This is a genomic window from Halobacteriovorax sp. BALOs_7, assembly GCF_003612895.1.
Classification (GTDB): Bacteria; Bdellovibrionota; Bacteriovoracia; order Bacteriovoracales; family Bacteriovoracaceae; genus Halobacteriovorax_A; species Halobacteriovorax_A vibrionivorans.
In genome coordinates, this window is the sequence record NZ_CP027772.1 from 2,733,048 (window position 1) to 2,752,380 (window position 19,333).

The following is a 19,333-nucleotide window of genomic DNA, read 5'->3' on the forward strand; positions in this document are numbered from 1 at the left end:
TTATGTGTATAAGTCCCCAAAATATACTATAAAATCGAGCTTCCGACTACTTCTAGCGTTAAAAAATATGACCAGATTTAGGATAAAAACTATTATCAATGTGGGTTAAAAAGCATATATTTATACCAAAGAAGAAAGAAACAACATGTGCGCAATATTACGAACAGGAGATGATGTATGACTCAATTTTATGCAGACATGGGAATTAACATGGAGCGCCCAAATAATAGAATATTTGTGGACTCACCACGTAGTTTTTTAATCCAAGAAACAGTTGCTCGTGGCATTGGAAAACTTACTAAAGATGGAGCACTTGTTGTCGAGACAGGAAAGCATACGGGACGAAGTGCTAATGACCGCTACATCGTTCGCGATGAAGTTACAGAAAACACTATTTGGTGGGATAATAACTTTAAAGAAATGACACCTGATACTTTTTCTAAGCTAAAGAGTCATATCATCAACTACCTAAATCAAGATCGTGACCTATTTATTACAGAAAGAAGTGTTGGAGCTGATGAAGTACACAATCTTGGAGCAAGACTTGTGACAACAAATCCAAATCATGCACTTTTCTCTACTCACTTATTTAGAGATAAGGTTAGAGATTTTAATGAAAATGATTTTACAATTCTTCACGCACCAGAATTACAACTAGACCCAAAAGAATTTGGTCTTCGTTCTGAAACTGCTGTTGTTACTTGCTTAAAATCAAAACTAACAATTATTGCTGGTACTCTTTATGCAGGTGAAATCAAAAAGAGTATGTTTGCGGCCATGAACTACCTTCTGCCAGAATCAAATATTATGCCAACTCACTCAGGTGCTTCACGTCTTGAAAATGGTGAAGTTTCAGTATTTTTTGGTTTATCTGGAACAGGGAAAACAACTCTTTCAACTGATGAAGGAACATTCCTAATCGGTGATGATGAACACGGAATTAGTGAAGCAGGTACATTCAACTTTGAAGGTGGATGTTACGCAAAAACATATAAGCTTTCTAAAGAGGGTGAACCTGAAATTTATAAAGCTTCTAATCGTTTTGGTTCATTACTTGAAAACGTTATTCTTGATGAGAATACAGGACTTGTTGATTTTTATGACAAGACTCTTTCAGAGAATGGACGTGCATCATATCCTCTAGAATTCATCGAAGAATTAGAAACATCTTCACGTGGAGATATTCCTAAGCATGTATTCTTCCTATCTGCCGATGCCTTTGGTGTTCTTCCGCCAGTGGCAAAGCTTACAAAAGAACAAGCAATGTTCTATTTTGTTCTAGGATATACTGCAAAGCTTGCAGGTACAGAAATCGGTGTAAAAGAGCCAACAGCTACTTTCTCATCATGCTTTGGTGCACCTTTCATGCTTCGCCACCCAAGTGAGTACGCAAAACTTCTTGGTGAGTATATTGATAAATTAGGATTTAACGTTTGGATGGTTAACACTGGTTGGACTGGTGGTGCATACGGTACTGGACAACGTTTCCCACTTAATATCACAAGACAGATCATTAGAAATATTCAAGCAAATAATCTTGATAAAGTAGAAACAGAGCAAGACCCAATCTTTGGTCTACATATTCCAAAGATGGTTGGAGAAATTCCAAGCACGATTCTAAATCCACAGAAGTCTTGGGAAGATCAAGAAGCTTATACAAAGAAAGCTCAAGAACTTGCTGATAGCTTTCATAAGCAAATGAGTACATTTGGGAATTTCTATGAAGAAAATATCTCAGGTGCTCCAACATTTGGAAAGTAATGACTTACGAGTATTTAAAAGCTTTCCATTTAATTAGTATTGTTTGTTGGTTTGCAGGACTTTTTTATATTGTTCGCCTCTTTATTTATCATACAGAGGCACAAGACAAGTCACAAACTGAACGCGATATTTTAAGTGCACAATTTAAAATTATGTCACGTAGGCTATGGTATGGAATTACTTGGCCTGCGTGTATATTTACAATTATTTTTGGTTTAGCATTAGTTTATACGACTTATTGGCCATTAACAGGACACTACTGGCTTCACTTAAAACTGACTCTTGTACTCTTACTTTTAGTCTATCAATTTAAGTGTCATCGTATTTATAAAGACTTACAAAATAATATTTTTAAGCATTCTAGTTCTTTTCTTCGTATCTGGAATGAAGTGGCCACTCTCTTCCTCTTTGCCATTGTCTTTCTTGCAGTACTAAAAACACTACAAGGAATCTTTTATGGAATTGGAGCAATAGTAGGTCTTGCTGTGGTTCTTATGATGGCCATTAAATTTTATCGTAAAGTGAGGAAAGATTAATGAAAGACATTGTTAAGGGTGGACTATACCAACACTACAAAGGAATGAATTATATCGTACACGATACAGTGAGACATTCTGAAACACTTGAAGAATTAGTTTATTATGAATGTCTTTATGAAAACGATCTTGGAAAGCTTTGGGTAAGACCAAAAGAGATGTTTTTAGAAACTGTTATCATCGATGGTGTTGAGACACCACGCTTTAAATATATTGGTGATCAAAAGGGCAATTCCCGCCTATGAAACATATTAAGCTTAAGAAGGTAAAGCGTCTGTCTTCGTGGAGAAAAGTTTCCATCAATACTTGGAAAATGCCTGTTGACCCATCGACTTATGGACTTCTTAAGTTTAATGCCAAAAACTTTGAAAGCTTTGCAAAAGAGAATGGAGTTACACCAACTCACTTATTTACAAAAGTCATCGCACAAGTGTTTCATGAAAATCCTGAGATAAATCGAATCGTAAGAGGTGCAAACCTCTACCAACGAGAAAGTGTTGATATCTTCTTACAAGTATCTGTCGATCACAAAGGACATGATCTTTCCGGAGCGATTATTCGAGATGCCGACAAGAAGTCAGTATTTGAAATAAGAAAAGAGCTCATGGAAAGTGCTCAAAATATTAGAGACAATAAAGATAAGTCTTTTAAAAAAGTAAAAAAGATTGTCTCTCTCATTCCTAATTTCCTAACTCGTCCCCTTCTCTATTTACTTGATCTTGCAATGTATCGATTCAATTTCTACTCACCGCTATTTGGTGTAAAGAATGACCCGTTTGGCTCATGTATGATTACAAGTGTAGGAAATTTTGGTGCCGAGTTTGCATTTGCTCCTATCCCAACGATATCTCATGTACCAATAGTTCTGAGCTTATTTAAAGTTAAAAATGAGCCTATTGTAGAAGATGACAAGGTCATCATACAGAAAACACTTAGCGTTGGTGTAACTCTAGATCACCGAATTATTGATGGAGTTTATGCCAGTCGAATTATTGCAGGCATTAAAAAGTATGTGGAAAGTCCACAACTACTTTAAATTACATCTGTCTTCCAATTAAACGGCCCAGTAGAATTTTCAAATTTCAATAAAAAACCACGAGTCTCACTTAAACTACATCTATGTTAAAAAAGAGCCTCATTCTATTAAGCTTAGCTTCGTCAGTAATGGCCCAGATCCCTTTTGGCGATACTCCATATGTTATCGATCTTTCTTCTAGTGAAAGAGATAATTACATATACGAAAAAGACTCTTACGGACGTCTACAAAACTCACAATGGTATGAGCTAAATTGGTATAAACTTCAAACCGATTTTAAAATAGATATTGATAAATATATTGAATTCTATAATGGCCAAACTTTTAATGAGGCGAAAATCAACTATTATTCTCAATTCGATTTTTCAAAAGAAGAAAGATTCCATTTAACAGATACTAGACCTCTTAGAGAATGGGGATTCTTAAATCATCCACCATTGCTAGAAAAACTAGATAATTTATCGAAGTTTTCAAAGAACTATCATCAAATTGATTATAAGAACTTAAATCATAGATTTTTCACTGAAAGCTTTAACAAGAAAATGGATAAAGTTTCAAAGTCTGAATTGAGTTTTGGAAATAAGATAGAAGTTCTAGAAAATACAAATTCATATCAGAGAAAATTAAGTCTAATCAAAAATGCTAAAGATGAGATCCTTATGTCATCGTTAAGCTTTGTCTGTGATTCATCTGTAAAGGTTCTTGTTAGCGAACTTATTAAAGCAAAGAACAGAGGCGTTGAAGTTTATGCAATGGATGACAGTATGATGTCTAAGCTCCTTGGTCATAGTGAATGCCCAAAGAGACTTAAAAAAGCCGGAGTACAATTCATCAGGGCAAATGATTTTTGGCGCCATGAGGGAAGAACAGTTTATCACCACAAGAAATTGATTATAGATGGAGAGATCGCAATAGTTGGAGGACAAAATCAACTCAATGCAGATAATCTTTCAATGGGAACAGACTTTAAAAACAAAGATATCGATATTCTCATAGAGGGACCGATGGTTACTGATATTGCTATTGGCTTTTTAAAAGACTGGCAATATTTTAAAAAGAAGAAAACACGCCCAATTAGAGACCACAAAAGGCGTATAGTAAGGTACACAGGAAAAGATATTCACAATCTTTCTCATAAGCTTAGTATGTATGAAACGAAAAGAGATGAAGAAAGATTACTTCAAAAGCGCGGTCAAGAGTATTACAGAGAAATTCTTAATGATTCAGATAGAAGAATGAAAGGAGTATGTCGTTTCATTCAACAATCACCATATGAGAATCAAAGAAATATTGGAGAGGCTTATCTTCTGGCACTGGATAATACACAGAACTACCTAGGTATTATGGACCCAATTCGAACAGACACATACTACCCTTCTGTTTTTAAGGATGCTCCATTCATTGAGAAGCTCGATTCATTTAAAATGTTTAATAAACTACATTTTAAAGTTAAGAGTTTACAAGAAAGAGGGCTACCAGTTGACTTCATTACAACAGGAACAGATATGACTGGTAATGAGATCATCGACTTCAAAAATCAAGAAATAAGAAAGTTATTAGAAGATTATGATTTATCTGAAAAAAAACGAAATAAGAAAATAAAAAAGAAAGTCAAAAGTATTGATAAGTGGAATGACTATTTTGGAGTTGCACACTTTAATAATCTAATTAATGACTACGCAAAATATGATACAACGAACGTATGGCTTCATTTAAGCTTTCTTCATTCAAAAGTATTCTATTTTGATCGCATTTTATCAAGTATTGGAAGCTATAACTTTCAACATAATGCCACAGACCACTCTTATGAAAATACAATCCTTTGCCTTGATGAGCAGCTTAATAAAGAGCTAGACGAGGTTTTTGTAAGGGATATGGCCAACTCTGTTCCTCTTAAATTTAATAAAATCAAATAATATCCGATAAATTAGTCGTACTAATACTTTCATGGGTGGAAAGGATGAATAGATTAAGGATATTATTTATTATAGGATTATATTTTTCTATGTTTTCAACGAGCGTCTCAGCAATGACTATCGACCTCGGGAGAAGCTTCTTTCCTAAAAAAGACATTATTATCGATGCAGATTCACCAAATGAGATCACTGTTAAATACAAACTACGATACTATATCAGTGACGGTTGTGCGTACGATATTGTGACATCTTACAAGCTTGGAGGATGCCCTCGAAAAAAATATAAGACCTATGAAGAAGATAGTAAGTATATTTTAAAAATCGACAAATCAAGTGCTAAAGGTGGCCATGGTGCCCAGGTTCTTCGTCTTTCTGTAAAACAAAAAGAGCGCGGCTCTTTCGATATTATTCCAGTTGTTGAAATCTTAGAAGGAAATGAAGATGCTATATCTCATGAAGACCCATGGTTTGGAGCAGCTGAAGTTAAATTAAAGTCAAGAGATCGTGTTGTAAACGAAACAAGAGAAAACCTCAAAAAATCACCTCAACAATACAGCGGTGAGAAGGCCAGAGAAACGGCAATAAGCCAGTAATTTTAGAAGCTTACATTCCGACAACTCCTCTCAAGTTCTGTCTAACTCCTTCCGATAAGCCAAGGGAGTATTAGAGAGAAGGAACTAATTGTGAAGAGACAAAATTCAAGAAATCGACTGAGGTTTGCTAACGTCATCTCAAAGATTAGCGTACTTAGTTGTATATTAATTTCCCAAGTAACAAGTGCAAATAGCAGTACTGACTTCATTCAACAAATTGTTGATGGACATTCATATAGAAAAGAGAATGTACACGGTAGTCAAATTAATGTTCTTGAATCAACTGCATACCAAAGAAGCTATTATCTTCACTTAAGAAAGCTCTTACAAAATAGAATCATTCAAGTAGTAAGTCCTTATATTGAAGAACAAAATCAACTAGCGGCCCTTATTGAAAGTGGTAATGCTACTCAAGAACAAAGATCGAGACTCGCACAAATTGAGCAAAAAATAGAATCTATCAAAAGTAGAGACTACGTATTGAATCTACACCAAGAAATCAAAGAATATGAAGATCAGAATATGGATTATTATTGTTACGATAATCAAAAAACGACACTAAGGCTCATGAAAGGTGAAGACTTTGATGTGCGTTGTATTGATAATCAAAGTGCACAAAGAATCGTAGATGTTGCAACTAATGATCCTCAAAAGGCCAACGAGATAAGTGTAGAAACATCATCTGGTAAAGCTCCTCAACCTGAAGGAAAGCTTTATTTCTGCTATCAAAGAGATAAAAGCATTCTTTCAAAATCAAAGAGCTGTAATCCTAAAAAAATTAGATTAACTGATGATGAACTTGAAAAAGTAGGTAAGTCGAATTGTTATCCAATTAATCAAAACTATACATATAACGAAGCAGATGGCTTCACACCAATTGCTAGGCTATATTCTCGATGTCGTGATGAGATTTGTACAAATGCAACAGATCAAATAGACTTCGAAGACTTTCAAATGATTTCATTCTCACAAAACCAAGCTGGTCAATGCTTAAATGACAATAGTGAATCTAGAGTTTGTGCACAAACTTATACATGCCAAAACAAAACATACCAAGTTACTTGTCAATTTGATGATGAAAAACCAGTTGATAATAACAAATGTAATGTTCAATCAATTAATGAAGATACAATTATGAATAAATGTACAATTGTTGAATTAGGAACGGAGGTGTAATGATGAAATGGTTAATCGCATCTCTGTTATTTATCAACACAGCATTGGCCCTAACTGTACCTAAGGTTTACAACACAGGTAAGCTTATTAACGTAACTAAGGACCATTACTTAATACAAACTAAATCAAAGAAAATGATTAAGGTAAAACCATTTTTGAAAAAACCAAAAATTGGTGTTCAAATTAGTTATCCAGTTTCAAACACTGAAATCAAGGTTGATAAAGGCTTTATCCAACAACACGCCTTAAAAATGTTGTCACAAGAAGAATACACGTCTGACATTATAGAAGCTTATCTACAAACCTTATCTGATATATCAAAGAACGGGTTATACAAACAAGAAAGTACTACTGGTTCAATGTATTCATCATTGTTCTTAGATATGTTAGCTCCTAAACTTTGTGCTCATGAGAGTAGTTGCGATAATATGTGCTACTTTGGAGGTTGGGCATCAACGAGAAAAGGAGGCTACTGTCAGGCTCCTTGGAAAACAAAGAATGATGCAAAAGTGAAAGCTGTTGATAATGAAGTATATTCAAGAGACTACAGCTGTGGTGGTAAGAACCGTTTTCGTTGTAACCCAAAGATCTTCGGTCCATATGACTCTAGCTTAGATCCGGTACAAATGGTTGATACAAGTGATTCGAAAAGAAACTCTGCCGCAGGTATATGTATAAAGGTCAGAGGCTCATATAAGTATGCAACAGCACAATGTTTAGAGGCTTCGTCAAAGATACCAAATTTCAAAGAAGCACTTAGAGAACGCTATAATAACAATAAAGAAACATTTAAGCGCATTATTGATAACGTAAATTGCTTCTGTGATGCTCAAAAGACTGATAAGAGAGAATTTAGTTGTAACGCTCTTAGATCGCGTTTATCAAAAATCTTTGAAGAAGAAAAAGAAGTTGTGGAAGTTGCTCCTGAAGTAGAAGAAGTTCAAGAAGCGCAGGAAGTTGTTACACCTGCGATAAAAGCGATCCCACCACCTAGAGGGGATAAATCAATTCCAATTCCTCGTGATGATGACGGAAAAGAAGAATTCGTACTTGATGAGCAAGAAGAAGAGCCTCTTCCTGAAGATCTTATCTACTATAATTGTAACTTCACTGATACAAAGAATCTTTTTAAAGGAAAGAATGCTCAATGTGCAAATAAGGGTGTTTGCTTAAAGAAAGTAACTTGTGAATCTTATTCAAAAGAGAAAAAGCAATACGATATTAAAGCAAAAATACTAGCATATTGTTCATGTGATGAGAGTGATGCCACAGAATGTGCTAATGCTATAGCAGATAAAGCCGTTGTGACAGAGAAGGATAATTCTCAAAACACTGAATCAACTCAACAATAATTACAATAATTCTAATAATTCATCTATTTTTGCATTAACTAGCTCGAGCTCATGGCCCGCGCTAGTTATTGCATCAGTATCACCTGCTGCTGAGGCATTTTGAATCTTTTCTTCTAACACAGATTGATACTTCTCTAGAGTTTCAATCTGGGCCATAACTTCTTCCTCGCGATACTTATTTCCGCTAGAAGTCTCTTGTGTTTTTTCTGGCTTTTTCTCTTTTTCAACGGCCTTCTTTTCTTTCTTTGTCTGAGGTGTTTCCTCCCATCCAATCTTTTCTAAGAATTCATCGTATGTACCTTCAAAGAACTCCGCACCATCCTGTCTAAAAATAACAAGCTTATTTACACATGACCTAAGTAGATCCTCATTATGGGTTACGATCAGACATGCGCCGTCGTATTCATTAATAGCTTCACCTAGAGAGTCAATACTCTCCATATCCAAGTGATTTGTTGGCTCATCTAAAAAGAGCAGGTTCGTTTTCTGGGCCAAGATCTTCCCAAGCATTACTCTGGCCTTTTCTCCCCCTGATAAAACAGAAATCTTCTTATCAGAATCCTCTCCAGTAAATAGCATTGTTCCCGCAATTGCTTTTACTCTAGTGATATTTAGATCCGTATTTACTTCCTGAATCTCTTGAGTAATTGAATTTTCAGGATGCAGCCTTTGGACATTAGTTTGACCAAAGTGACCTAGAGCAAGACTTGGATGCTCCCAAATCTCTCCTGTGCGCTCCTTTAGCTCGTGGGATAAAACATTTAATAGTGTCGACTTCCCTTTTCCATTTTTTCCAATAATTCCAATACGATCTTCACGATCGACTTCAAAAGTCACACCTGAAAATAAGTTCTCTTCAGTGTAGCCGAAACTTAGATTCTTAACTTTCATAATCTGCTTTCCAGGACATGGAGTATGATTAAAAGAAAAGTCTAAATCAGCGATCTTATCAAGTTGCTGCATATCCTGCATTTTCTCAATGGCCTTAAGTCGAGACTGGGCCTGAGAAGCACCCCTTGCACTTACGCGGTATTTATCCACGTAATCCATCATATGCTTTATCTTCTTTTCTTGATTTATACGTGTTTGCTCGTAAACAATTTCATCTTGTTCCAATTGCTCATAATATTTCTTTGTTTGACCTTTTATTTTTCGAAGCTTTCCACGATGAACACCCATCGTATGTGTTGTCACTGAATCCATAAATGAACGGTCGTGAGTGATGAGAATAACTTCTCCGTTAAAAGACTTGAGAAATGACCTTAGCCATTGGAGGGAGACAATATCGAGGTAATTTGTAGGCTCATCTAAGAGCAAACAATTGGGTTCAGTTAATAAAGTTTTCACTAAATTGATACGAATCTGGTATCCACCTGAAAAACTTTGGGGATCTTTTTCAAAATCTTCATCTGAAAAACCAAGCCCTGTAAGTAATTTCTCCGCTCGATAAGTCTCATATTTAAACTCTGGACCTAAAGCAGACATACACTCATCCACAACACTTTTGTGAGTGAAGTGAATATGCTGATCTAAGGTACCGATTTTATAAGACTTTGGTATCTTCACATCACCACTATCATAGGGCTCGACACCAGTGATAATTTTAAACAAAGTCGATTTACCTGTTCCATTTCTACCAACTAGGCCGATTATTTCACCACTTCCAAGAGAAAACGTCACTTCTTCAAAAAGCGTTCGGCCACCAAAAGATTTAGTTACATTTACAAGCTGAATCATATATATTGTGTAACAAATAAATTCATTATTAGAAAGTAGATTAGACAGACAGGAAAGGGCACAAAATGAGTCAATTTGAGAAATTAAAAAATATCGCAGTAGTTGCGCACGTTGACCACGGTAAAACGACGATGGTTGATGAAATCTTAAAACAATCAAACACTTTTGAAGAAAGAGCTGAGATTGTAGAAAGAGTTATGGACTCTGGTGAAATCGAAAAAGAGCGTGGGATTACGATCACTGCAAAAAACTGTTCTTTCTTTTATAAAGATACAAAGATTAACCTACTTGATACTCCAGGCCACGCGGACTTTGGTGGTGAAGTAGAAAGATCTCTTATGATGGTTGATGGTGTACTTCTTCTCGTTGATGCTTCAGAAGGTCCTCTTCCACAAACTCGTTTCGTACTAAGAAAAGCACTTTCTCGTGGTCTTAAGGTTGCGGTTATTATTAATAAGGTTGACCGTCCAGATCAAAGAATTGATGAAGTTAGAGGTGAATGTGAAGACCTACTACTTGAGATTGCAACAGAGCTAGAGGTTGAAGATTTTGATATTGATATTCCATTCATTTATGCATCAGCTAAAAATGGTTGGGCAGCAATGGAGCCAGGAGTTGTTCGCGAAGATATGATTCCTGTTCTAGACTTCATGGTTTCGGATTACTTCCCAGAGCCAAAGCAAGATATCGAAGCTCCACTGCAACTTCTTGTATCAAACCTTACATATTCTAAATTCCTAGGACAACAATTCGTAGGGCGTATTCACCAAGGAAAGATTGTTAAGAACCAACAATTTACTTGTATTGGTGCTGACAAATCAAAGAACTTTAAAGTTTCAAATATCCAAACTTATTCAGGACTTCAAACTGTAGAGGTTAACGAAGCTCATGCAGGTGAGATTGTAATCTGTGCTGGTATTGAAGAAGTTCATATTGGAGATACAATCACTCCAACAACTGATCAAAATCCACTAGAGAGAATTGAAGTTGAACCACCAACAGTTGCTGTTAACGTTTCCGTTTCAACATCTCCAATGAGTGGTCAAGAAGGAGAATACCTTACTTCAAGAAAGCTTGAAGAATTCTTACAAGATGCTTGTCGTCTAAATGTTGCTCTTAAATATGAAGCAACTGACGATGCAAAAGTATATAAGCTAAAAGGACGTGGAGAGCTTCAAATCGCTATTGTTTTTGAAGAGCTTAGACGTAAAGGATTTGAGCTAATGGTTTCAAGACCAGAAGTACTTTTCCAAGAAATCGATGGTGAGAAACATGAGCCGTATGAACTTGCCGTTCTTGATGTTCCTGATGACTTCACAGGTGTTGTAACAGAGAAGCTTTCAATCAGAAAAGGGATCATGTCTTCAATGATGCCAATTGGTGAAGGTCGTACAAGAATTGAATTTGAAATTCCATCACGTGGTCTAATTGGTTACCGTGGTGCTTTCATGACAGATACTCGTGGTGAAGGAATCCTTTCTACTGAATTTCTAGGTTACCGTCCATACGCTGGTGATATGCTTGCTCGTCAAAATGGTGCAATCATCTCAGATAGAGCTGGTAAGGTTACTGGATATGCAATCTTTAACCTACTCAACAATGGTGAGTTCTTTGTTGAACCTGGTGATATGGTTTACGAAGGAATGGTTATTGGTGAGAGCAAGAAAGAAAACGACGCTAACGTAAATATCTGTCGTGGTAAGCAACTTACATCAGTTCGTACAGCAGGTAAGGATGAAAATATTATTCTTCCTCCAGTAAGACCTAGAACTCTTGAATGGGCCCTAGACTGGATTGATAATGATGAATGGGTTGAGATTACTCCTCAAAATGTTCGTATCAGAAAGAAAGAACTTGCTGCAAATAAGCGTTCTGTAGTTAGAAAAGAAAAGAAATAAGTTCAAAATACTACTTAAGAGGCCTCTATAAGCCCTTTTTAGAGGCCTTTTAAGTAATTAATATCATAGAGAATTTTTAAATTTCCCCCAATATATGCACTGCGCATATATTCAAATTATTGACGACGCCCCCTTTCATCCTATAAAATCAATATGTTATTGATGAAAACTAAAGAAGTTGAATTATGTCTAGATTAAGCCGATTAAAGAAACCACATGTAACTATTGTCGACGATGACTCTGATAACTTAGAAAATTATCAAGACCTTTTGGAAGATGATTTTGATCTACAGTTAATTCAAAGACCGCTCGAACTACTTACTTTTCTAAACACTAACAAAACTGACATTATGGTTCTTGACCTTCATATGCCAGAACTAAATGGTTTTGAACTTTACGAAAAAGCGCGACTTCTTGCCAAGAAGACTCCTGTTATTTTCTTAACAGGTGACCCATCAGAAGAAGCTTGTGTTAAGGGCCTTCAAATTGGAGCAGAGGACTTTATTGTAAAACCTGTAACGATCAATGAGTTAATTGCTCGTATCAAAAATAAAGTTGAAGCAAAGAAGAATCGTCACCGTCGTAAAAAGAAGAATGAAATTAGATTTGAAGAGCAAGGCTTTAATATCGATCTTGACCAGCAATTAGTGTATCTAAACGAAAAAGAAGTTAAACTGACTTCAACAGAATATAAGATTATTACGCTATTAGCTTCTAATCCAAGTAAAGTTTTTCCAAAAGAGCATATCTCGCAAGTCGTTTGGGCCGAAAGCAATAACAACGCCCAAAATATTGATACTCACCTATCAAACTTACGACGCAAGCTGAAACCGTTTTCAGAATATATTAAAACAATAAAATCTCGTGGAGTCCTACTTAGACTGTAGGACTTCATCTAGAATAATTTGAGTAGCATGTTCACGGTCCTGTGGAACACTCGAGCTTGGAATCTTTTTGAGCTCTTCTTCGATTGAACAATTCTTAAATTCATCTTCCTCAATAACAATGGAGCCTAATACGCGATGTGCTTCCATCGCATTGTGATATTGTTCATTCTTTTGAGCAATTTTTAATGGAATAAAAAGACTTGGTTTTCCAAGAGCTATAAGCTCGGCAACTGTACCAGCACCAGAGCGCGAAATGATGTAGCGAGAAGCTTTCATTAGATCTGGCATTTCATCACCTAAGAAGGCCAAAGGTATATAGGTTCTACTACGAAGAGACTTGAATTCATCGATAGACTGACTACCAACTTGATGAATGACTGTGAATTTTTCACATAATGAGTCTAAGTTCTCTTTGATTTTATCATTAAGTAATTTTGAGCCATTTCCTCCACCAGTAACAAATAGGATTGGCAGAGCAGGATTTTTTAATTCAATCCCTTCAAAAGTACGAATATTGAGCTGAGTTGTTTTAAACTCTTCTCTAACTGGATAACCAGAATATCGAACCTTATCTTTTGGGAAATATTTTAAGGAATCTTTGAAGCTTACAAAAACGCGATAAGCAAAAATCGATGCGATCTTATTTGCAAGACCAACACGTGATGTTTGTTCATGGACTATTATTTTATAACCAAGAACTTTTCCGGCCATGACAGTGGGAACACTAACAAAGCCTCCCATCGACACAATAGTACTGGCACGAGAACGTAGTAGAAGTAGATGAATAAAAGATTGAAATAGACCTATTATTAAACGAAAAATATCTGTGAGATTTTGAAAATCTATATATCTTCTAAGCTTACCAGTAGAGACTCCAATATAGCGATCAACCTTACCTCTTGTCAGATTTGATTCAATCCCTTTATAAGATCCAAAATAGACTACTTTGATATTTGATTTTCTTATTTCACTAATTAGAGTTAGTGCTGGAACAACATGTCCCCCACTTCCACCACCAGTGAATACAACGGCCTTTTTATTTCTATCAATTAATTCATTTTGCATGCATTAATTATACATACTTTGCAGCTACATAGCCAGAAGACCAGGCCCACTGGAAATTGTATCCACCAAGAAGTCCTGTTACATCAAGAACTTCTCCTATAAAGAAGAGATTTTTTTGAAGTCGACTCTCCATTGTTTTTGAACTTACTTGATTTGTATCGACTCCACCACGTGTCACTTCGGCCTTACGATAGCCTTCTGTACCGCTAGGGATAAATTCCCAATGATGAAATACTTTAACTAAAAGCTCTTTTTGATCACCTGATAGCTCGGCACATTTTCGGTTAAGTGGTAGCTTAAATAATTTTAACCACTCTTCAACAAAGCGAATTGGCATTTCTTCTTTTAGAGCATTAAGAAGTGTCTTCTTATTTTTATCTTTTAGGATTTGGTAAATATCAGACTTAGGCATGAAGTTAATCTTTACTTTACTCTTAGATTCCCAATAGAGAGAGGCCTTTAAAATCGATGGCCCACTTAGCCCCTTATGTGTCCATAGGATATTTTCGAGGAATTTCTTATTACCTACACATACCTCAGATTCAATAGCAACACCTGCTAAGTTCTTTAAGACATTCTCTAAAGTAAATGGAACAAGAGCTGGTGTTGTTTCAACCATTTTGTGTCCAAACTGCTTTGCGATACGATAACCAATATCAGTGGCCCCTAATCCAGGAAATGAAAGTCCTCCGGTGGCAACGACTAGGCTATCTGCTTGGAAAGAATCTCCATTAGTAAGACTAACTTCATAGCAGTCTTCATAAGATACTTCATTCACTCGACTACTAACTTTTAACTCACAATTTGAAGGAATTGATTTCAAAAGTCCTTCCAATATTCCTCGTGACTTTTGGTCACAAAATAATTGGCCAAGTGTTTTTTCATTATATGTTAAATTCAATTCGGAGATAAAAGAAATAAAATCCCAATTCGTATACTGGCTTAAAGCAGATTTACAAAAATGAGGATTTTGAGAAACGTAGAAATTTGGCGTGATATCAAGATTTGTAAAATTACAACGTCCACCACCAGAGACTAAGATCTTCTTTCCAGGGCCTTTTGCACCTTCAAGAATTAATACCTTTCGCCCTCTTTTGGCAGCATGGATGCCACAGAATAAACCTGCAGCACCCGCACCAATAATTATGACATCATATTTACTCATATTTAATTAATAACGGCTTTGACGAGAACTTCCTCTACTTCCACCGTTTGAAGAACGTTTGTTGCCCCAGCTTTCATTTCCGCCACGACTTCCACTGCGACCGCTACGACCACCACGATTTCCACCGCGTCCGCCACGATCTCCGCCGCGACCACCGCGTCCACCACGATCTCCACCACGCTCACGAGTAGCTTCAAATCTTAGCTTTTTATTTCCAATGAAAACCTGCTCTTGTCCATCAATTAGAAGCTTACCTGTTTCAAAAGGAATATCAACAAAAGAGAATTTATCCTTAAGTTGAACATTACGGATTCTTCTTTGATCAATATTTAGCTCACCTGCGATTGCATCTAAGAAAGACTTAATCTGAGCACCATCTTCACGTCCGTAATTTACGAAACAACGAATATTACCACGAGCATCAGCTCTTACTTCTCCACGAGGTCCACTTGCTCTTTCGCCACGGCCCTTTGGCTCAAGGTCGATTGTCGGGTTCATTTCAAAGCGCTTTAAGTTATCCGCAAATAGAGACTTGTACATTGCTCTTAGAACTTGTTCTTTTTCAAGATGATCGAAGTTCTCTGCAAAAGTTGCAAAAGAATCATCAAGATCGTCACTTTCCTCTAATTCTTCAAAAATCTCAGCAAAGTGATTAAGCTTACGACGTACCATCGCACCTTTAAGAGTATCAACAGAAGGGATTCTCTCTCTTTCAATCTTTGCTTTTGTTAGTCTCTCAAGTGCTGAAATCTTTCTTATTTCACTTGGTGAAACAACAGAAAGTGCTAAACCTTTCTGACCAGCACGACCTGTACGTCCAATTCTGTGAACATAAGATTCAAGATCTTGAGGTAGTCCAAAGTTGAATACGTGAGTTAAGTGATCAACATCAATTCCACGAGCAGCAACATCTGTACAAACAAGAAGTTTTACTTTCTTATTTTTAAACTTCTTCATCGTCACATCGCGATGCTTTTGATCCATGTCACCATGAAGAGAGTCTGCAAGATAACCTCTTAGGTTTAGCTCATCACAAAGAGAGCTTGCTTCAATTTTCGTCTTAGTGAAAATGATCCCGTAGTAATCTTCAACAGCATCAAGAAGACGACAAACAGCTTCACGCATATATTGATCACGAACAAGATAGAACTTCTGAGTGATATTATCATTTGATAAAGTCTTCTTCTTAACCCTTACTATTTCTGGGTTATCCAGGTAATTCTTAATAAGATCAAGAATTGCCGGTGGCATTGTTGCTGAGAACATCCACGTTTTCTTATTTTCCGCTTGTGCTAAAATTTCCTTAACATCATCAAGGAAGCCCATATCTAACATTTCATCTGCTTCATCAAGAACAGCATAATTAACTTCAGAAAGCTTTAGAACACGTCTTCTAATAAGATCAAGAACACGCCCAGGTGTTCCAACTACGATCTGAGGCTTAATCTTTTTTAAGTTTCTAATTTGATTATCAATTGATGTCCCACCATATACAGACATCGTCTTAATATTGTCTTGTGTTGATAACTTTTTAATTTCATCACAAATTTGATTTGCAAGCTCTCTCGTTGGAGAAAGAATAATTGCTTGAATCGACTTACTATTAGTATCTAATAAGTGTAGAAGCGGAAGTGAAAAGGCCGCTGTTTTACCAGTTCCAGTTTGGGCCTGACCAACAAAGTCAGTGTTCTTTTCGATTAGTAGTGGAATTGCTTGAGACTGGATATCTGTAGCAGTTTCGAACCCTCTCTCTTCGAGTGCACGAAGCAGCGATTCCTTAAGTGGAATTTCGTTAAAATTCAATTTTGACTCCTTAAACGCAAGCCTAGAATGCAGGCCACGGATGTATTGCTCTCACTGAGCTGAAATAATGACTTTGTGACCGTCATTGATAAATAGGCGTATTTTCATATTTTCAGGGAATCTAACATGCTAGATGCGGTGTTTCAAGGGCCATTGAAAAAGTTCTATGGTGTTCATTTTTTTAATGTATTAAATTCTGATCTTAGATTCTGGGCCATATCACTAAAAAATTTAGAGACGGTTATGGATTTATTGAGTAACCAGTGATCAGTAGAGCATGTAAAAGTATAGGTATAACGTGTTTTTCCCTTCCCTTCAGGAAGTATAAAGTAGGTACCACCAGAGGTTTTCATCACACTCTTCTTATTTAGAGGAGTTGAGATATACTTCTTAGAGGTTGTATCATCAAGCATCTCCATTGTTATCTTATAGCCATCTAAATAGCGAAAGACCCTGATTAAGTCGTTGTAAGTATAGACTCCATGGTTATATGAACGTCTTTTAACAATGAATCGATTAACTTCATTTTTTGCGAGATCAGCTACTTTTAATTTTTTAACGATGACTGACTCTATTAGCGAATCACTATTATAAGGACAATCAATACTCTTATCAGAGATCTGGCGTTTATCCTTATACTCATTATTACAGCGCTTATCAAAGGCCAATACTGTCTCCAAGACAGCTTCTACAGGTCTTTCTATTACGTCACTGATTGTTCCTTGATAAAGGCGAATTCCATCTTTCTTTCCAGATAGCATATGGACGCCGAATTTCTTCGACTTTTCTCTGTAATCAATATCAAATTTTTTAATATTGATGGCCATTGAAGATAATGACATCGAGATCGTTAGGAATGAGTATAAAATGCACTTCATAACAGATTATTTACCATTAACTCCCAAATTGAGCAAAAAGTAGATGACACTCTGAAGTCTATACAGGGTTAGACTAGTTAATAGATTAAACCTTGTAGAGTACAAACTAATTACTTTCTTTTATTTTCTTTAAAGAAACGATCGATAACTTCTTGTCTTTCCTCAATACTTATCTCAAGTAGAGTATCCATTGTTTCAATGATGCGAACTTCTTCCTCAAGGGTATTATTTCCATAATCGAGGCGGTCCTGAAGCTTATTTAAGACGTAATCAAGTTCTGTTGTTTCACTCTGAACAGTTCTCTTTTCATAAAGTTTATCGAGAATCTTTTGTCTTTCAAAGATTGATTCATCTAATGATTTATTTTGTTGTTCAAGTTGATAAATTTCTTCACCTAGCTTTTCTAAGTCAGTGGCGTGTGAATATGCCCCGGCCATAAGTACTAGTAGCACTAATAATTTCTTCATATTTATATCCTTTATTTAAATATTATATGAATAAATTATGGCATAAATAGAATTTAGCTAATCAATCGTTGGAAAGATTACAAAGGGTGTTCTGAGATTTTACAATTCATCACTTATCATAAGTAGCTAATAATACTAATGGAGTGAAACGCGAAAAATCTCATCTTCGATAAATTCACCAGTTTTAAAGTTCTTAAACCAGATACGAGCAGAAACCGTTTTATATGTAACCTGATGCTTAATATCCCAGATTCCATCATCTAAATTGGCAATCTCTAAGGCCATGCGCTCACACTCCTCTAGTGAGATATTTTCAACAATCTCTCTACGACTCCATTCACGATAATATGAGGAAAGCTTAACTCTAATAGGTAGATTCTCCTGAAAGACACCTTGAAGTACACAGGCCGTAGTGAATTCGATCTTGATATCATCTTCAATAACTTGAGTATCGTTATCTTTAATATCATTTCCCTCACTAGCAAAAGTGAGTGATGAAAATAGAATGGCCAATATTAATAGATTTAGCTTATGCATAAGAAACTCCCCCTAACTCTTAAAATCATAATAGGGGAAGCTAGCAATTGTTCTTTATGTTTTCAATCAGCCTAAAGTTATCTTTAGAAACATTAAGTAAAAGTTAACCACGTTTAAGCTAGAAGCTTATCAATTTCTCCAAGTTTACTTCTTAATGTCATTTTTGTGAAAGGCTTAAGGATGTAATTAGATGCTCCACTCATAACAGCTTCCATCACGATTTCTTTCTCATTTTCAGAGCTGAGCATAACAACGGGGATATCGACAAAGCGCTCATCGCTTTTCAACTCTTTTAATAACTCAATCCCATTCATATTTGGCATATTGATATCTGAGAAGATGAGATCAATTTTCTCATCACGTCCATAAAGTTCCTCTAATTTCTTTAGAGCATCTTGGCCATCAATGGCCTGATAGATTCGACCAAACCCTTCCTCTCGTAAATGGGAAACGATTGTCTCTCTTAAAGTATTTAAATCATCAATAACAAAAATTTTCTTATCTTCGTAACTCATAATCAACATCC

The 19,333-nt window shown here is 36.0% G+C and carries 18 protein-coding genes; 10 read left to right on the forward strand and 8 right to left on the reverse strand.

The annotated features are described in order from the left end of the window. Positions 1-177: 177 nt before the first annotated feature. The 8 genes from BALOs_RS13040 to BALOs_RS13075 all read left to right on the forward strand — a co-directional run bounded on the left by BALOs_RS13040 (position 178) and on the right by BALOs_RS13075 (position 8,370). Positions 178-1,761 (forward strand): phosphoenolpyruvate carboxykinase (ATP), encoded by a 1,584-nt coding sequence (locus tag BALOs_RS13040; RefSeq protein WP_120405410.1) that lies wholly within the window; start codon positions 178-180, stop codon positions 1,759-1,761. Beyond that, on the forward strand, positions 1,761-2,297 hold the full coding sequence (locus BALOs_RS13045; protein WP_114705641.1) for a CopD family protein: 537 nt from the start codon (positions 1,761-1,763) through the stop codon (positions 2,295-2,297). Before BALOs_RS13040 ends, BALOs_RS13045 begins: the two co-directional genes overlap by 1 nt. Next, positions 2,297-2,542, forward strand: a complete 246-nt coding sequence (locus BALOs_RS13050; protein ID WP_120405411.1) for a DUF1653 domain-containing protein — start codon at positions 2,297-2,299, stop codon at positions 2,540-2,542. Before BALOs_RS13045 ends, BALOs_RS13050 begins: the two co-directional genes overlap by 1 nt. Next, the gene (locus BALOs_RS13055) at positions 2,539-3,333 is read left to right on the forward strand and encodes a 2-oxo acid dehydrogenase subunit E2 (RefSeq protein WP_114705643.1); all 795 of its coding nucleotides are present in this window, start codon (positions 2,539-2,541) and stop codon (positions 3,331-3,333) included. Before BALOs_RS13050 ends, BALOs_RS13055 begins: the two co-directional genes overlap by 4 nt. 83 nt (positions 3,334-3,416) lie before the next feature. After that, entirely contained in the window at positions 3,417-5,249 is a 1,833-nt protein-coding gene (locus BALOs_RS13060) for a phosphatidylserine/phosphatidylglycerophosphate/cardiolipin synthase family protein (RefSeq protein ID WP_120405412.1), read from the forward strand. Positions 5,250-5,338: 89 nt separating this feature from the next. Then, positions 5,339-5,842: a hypothetical protein gene (locus tag BALOs_RS13065; protein ID WP_120405413.1), complete on the forward strand. Its 504-nt coding sequence runs from the start codon at positions 5,339-5,341 to the stop codon at positions 5,840-5,842. Positions 5,843-5,932: 90 nt separating this feature from the next. Beyond that, a complete protein-coding gene (locus tag BALOs_RS13070; RefSeq protein WP_120405414.1) occupies positions 5,933-7,018 on the forward strand; it encodes a hypothetical protein in 1,086 nt (361 codons plus the stop codon). Further along, on the forward strand, positions 7,018-8,370 hold the full coding sequence (locus tag BALOs_RS13075; protein ID WP_120405415.1) for a hypothetical protein: 1,353 nt from the start codon (positions 7,018-7,020) through the stop codon (positions 8,368-8,370). Before BALOs_RS13070 ends, BALOs_RS13075 begins: the two co-directional genes overlap by 1 nt. Here the strand turns inward: BALOs_RS13075 and BALOs_RS13080 are convergent, their stop codons facing one another. Continuing rightward, the gene (locus BALOs_RS13080; RefSeq protein ID WP_114705648.1) at positions 8,371-10,107 is read right to left on the reverse strand and encodes an ABC-F family ATP-binding cassette domain-containing protein; all 1,737 of its coding nucleotides are present in this window, start codon (positions 10,105-10,107) and stop codon (positions 8,371-8,373) included. It lies immediately after the preceding gene. A 65-nt stretch (positions 10,108-10,172) separates the two neighbouring features. On the opposite strand from BALOs_RS13080, the gene typA reads away from it, so the two are divergent. Together typA and BALOs_RS13090 are read left to right on the forward strand one after the other, a co-directional pair. Continuing rightward, the gene (typA, locus tag BALOs_RS13085) at positions 10,173-12,005 is read left to right on the forward strand and encodes a translational GTPase TypA (RefSeq protein WP_114705649.1); all 1,833 of its coding nucleotides are present in this window, start codon (positions 10,173-10,175) and stop codon (positions 12,003-12,005) included. 185 nt (positions 12,006-12,190) lie between these two features. Beyond that, positions 12,191-12,892 (forward strand): response regulator transcription factor, encoded by a 702-nt coding sequence (locus BALOs_RS13090; RefSeq protein ID WP_120405416.1) that lies wholly within the window; start codon positions 12,191-12,193, stop codon positions 12,890-12,892. Here the strand turns inward: BALOs_RS13090 and BALOs_RS13095 are convergent. The 7 genes from BALOs_RS13095 to BALOs_RS13125 form a co-directional block, all read right to left on the reverse strand. Next, positions 12,878-13,957: a glycosyltransferase gene (locus tag BALOs_RS13095; protein WP_120405417.1), complete on the reverse strand. Its 1,080-nt coding sequence runs from the start codon at positions 13,955-13,957 to the stop codon at positions 12,878-12,880. The genes BALOs_RS13090 and BALOs_RS13095 overlap by 15 nt on opposite strands. Positions 13,958-13,964: 7 nt before the next feature. After that, on the reverse strand, positions 13,965-15,122 hold the full coding sequence (locus BALOs_RS13100; protein WP_120405418.1) for an NAD(P)/FAD-dependent oxidoreductase: 1,158 nt from the start codon (positions 15,120-15,122) through the stop codon (positions 13,965-13,967). Positions 15,123-15,128: 6 nt separating this feature from the next. Next, positions 15,129-16,925, reverse strand: a complete 1,797-nt coding sequence (locus BALOs_RS13105) for a DEAD/DEAH box helicase (protein ID WP_120405419.1) — start codon at positions 16,923-16,925, stop codon at positions 15,129-15,131. A gap of 173 nt (positions 16,926-17,098) precedes the next feature. Beyond that, positions 17,099-17,803, reverse strand: coding sequence for a hypothetical protein (locus BALOs_RS13110; protein WP_120405420.1), 705 nt, complete (start codon positions 17,801-17,803; stop codon positions 17,099-17,101). A 110-nt stretch (positions 17,804-17,913) separates the two neighbouring features. Next, positions 17,914-18,270 (reverse strand): hypothetical protein, encoded by a 357-nt coding sequence (locus BALOs_RS13115; protein WP_120405421.1) that lies wholly within the window; start codon positions 18,268-18,270, stop codon positions 17,914-17,916. Between the two features lie 135 nt (positions 18,271-18,405). Then, on the reverse strand, positions 18,406-18,807 hold the full coding sequence (locus tag BALOs_RS13120; protein ID WP_120405422.1) for a hypothetical protein: 402 nt from the start codon (positions 18,805-18,807) through the stop codon (positions 18,406-18,408). A 113-nt stretch (positions 18,808-18,920) separates the two neighbouring features. After that, positions 18,921-19,322: a response regulator gene (locus tag BALOs_RS13125; RefSeq protein ID WP_158536756.1), complete on the reverse strand. Its 402-nt coding sequence runs from the start codon at positions 19,320-19,322 to the stop codon at positions 18,921-18,923. Between the last annotated feature and the right edge of the window lie 11 nt (positions 19,323-19,333).

Bases quoted from the DNA above. Each gene is read 5' to 3' on its own strand.
- BALOs_RS13040 (WP_120405410.1), top strand. From the start codon at position 178: ATGACTCAATTTTATGCAGACATGGGAATTAACATGGAGCGCCCAAAT.
- BALOs_RS13045 (WP_114705641.1), top strand. From the start codon at position 1,761: ATGACTTACGAGTATTTAAAAGCTTTCCATTTAATTAGTATTGTTTGT.
- BALOs_RS13050 (WP_120405411.1), top strand. From the start codon at position 2,297: ATGAAAGACATTGTTAAGGGTGGACTATACCAACACTACAAAGGAATG.
- BALOs_RS13055 (WP_114705643.1), top strand. From the start codon at position 2,539: ATGAAACATATTAAGCTTAAGAAGGTAAAGCGTCTGTCTTCGTGGAGA.
- BALOs_RS13060 (WP_120405412.1), top strand. From the start codon at position 3,417: ATGTTAAAAAAGAGCCTCATTCTATTAAGCTTAGCTTCGTCAGTAATG.
- BALOs_RS13065 (WP_120405413.1), top strand. From the start codon at position 5,339: ATGTTTTCAACGAGCGTCTCAGCAATGACTATCGACCTCGGGAGAAGC.
- BALOs_RS13075 (WP_120405415.1), top strand. From the start codon at position 7,018: ATGATGAAATGGTTAATCGCATCTCTGTTATTTATCAACACAGCATTG.
- BALOs_RS13080 (WP_114705648.1), bottom strand. From the start codon at position 10,107: ATGATTCAGCTTGTAAATGTAACTAAATCTTTTGGTGGCCGAACGCTT.
- typA (WP_114705649.1), top strand. From the start codon at position 10,173: ATGAGTCAATTTGAGAAATTAAAAAATATCGCAGTAGTTGCGCACGTT.
- BALOs_RS13090 (WP_120405416.1), top strand. From the start codon at position 12,191: ATGTCTAGATTAAGCCGATTAAAGAAACCACATGTAACTATTGTCGAC.
- BALOs_RS13095 (WP_120405417.1), bottom strand. From the start codon at position 13,957: ATGCAAAATGAATTAATTGATAGAAATAAAAAGGCCGTTGTATTCACT.
- BALOs_RS13100 (WP_120405418.1), bottom strand. From the start codon at position 15,122: ATGAGTAAATATGATGTCATAATTATTGGTGCGGGTGCTGCAGGTTTA.
- BALOs_RS13110 (WP_120405420.1), bottom strand. From the start codon at position 17,803: ATGAAGTGCATTTTATACTCATTCCTAACGATCTCGATGTCATTATCT.
- BALOs_RS13115 (WP_120405421.1), bottom strand. From the start codon at position 18,270: ATGAAGAAATTATTAGTGCTACTAGTACTTATGGCCGGGGCATATTCA.
- BALOs_RS13120 (WP_120405422.1), bottom strand. From the start codon at position 18,807: ATGCATAAGCTAAATCTATTAATATTGGCCATTCTATTTTCATCACTC.
- BALOs_RS13125 (WP_158536756.1), bottom strand. From the start codon at position 19,322: ATGAGTTACGAAGATAAGAAAATTTTTGTTATTGATGATTTAAATACT.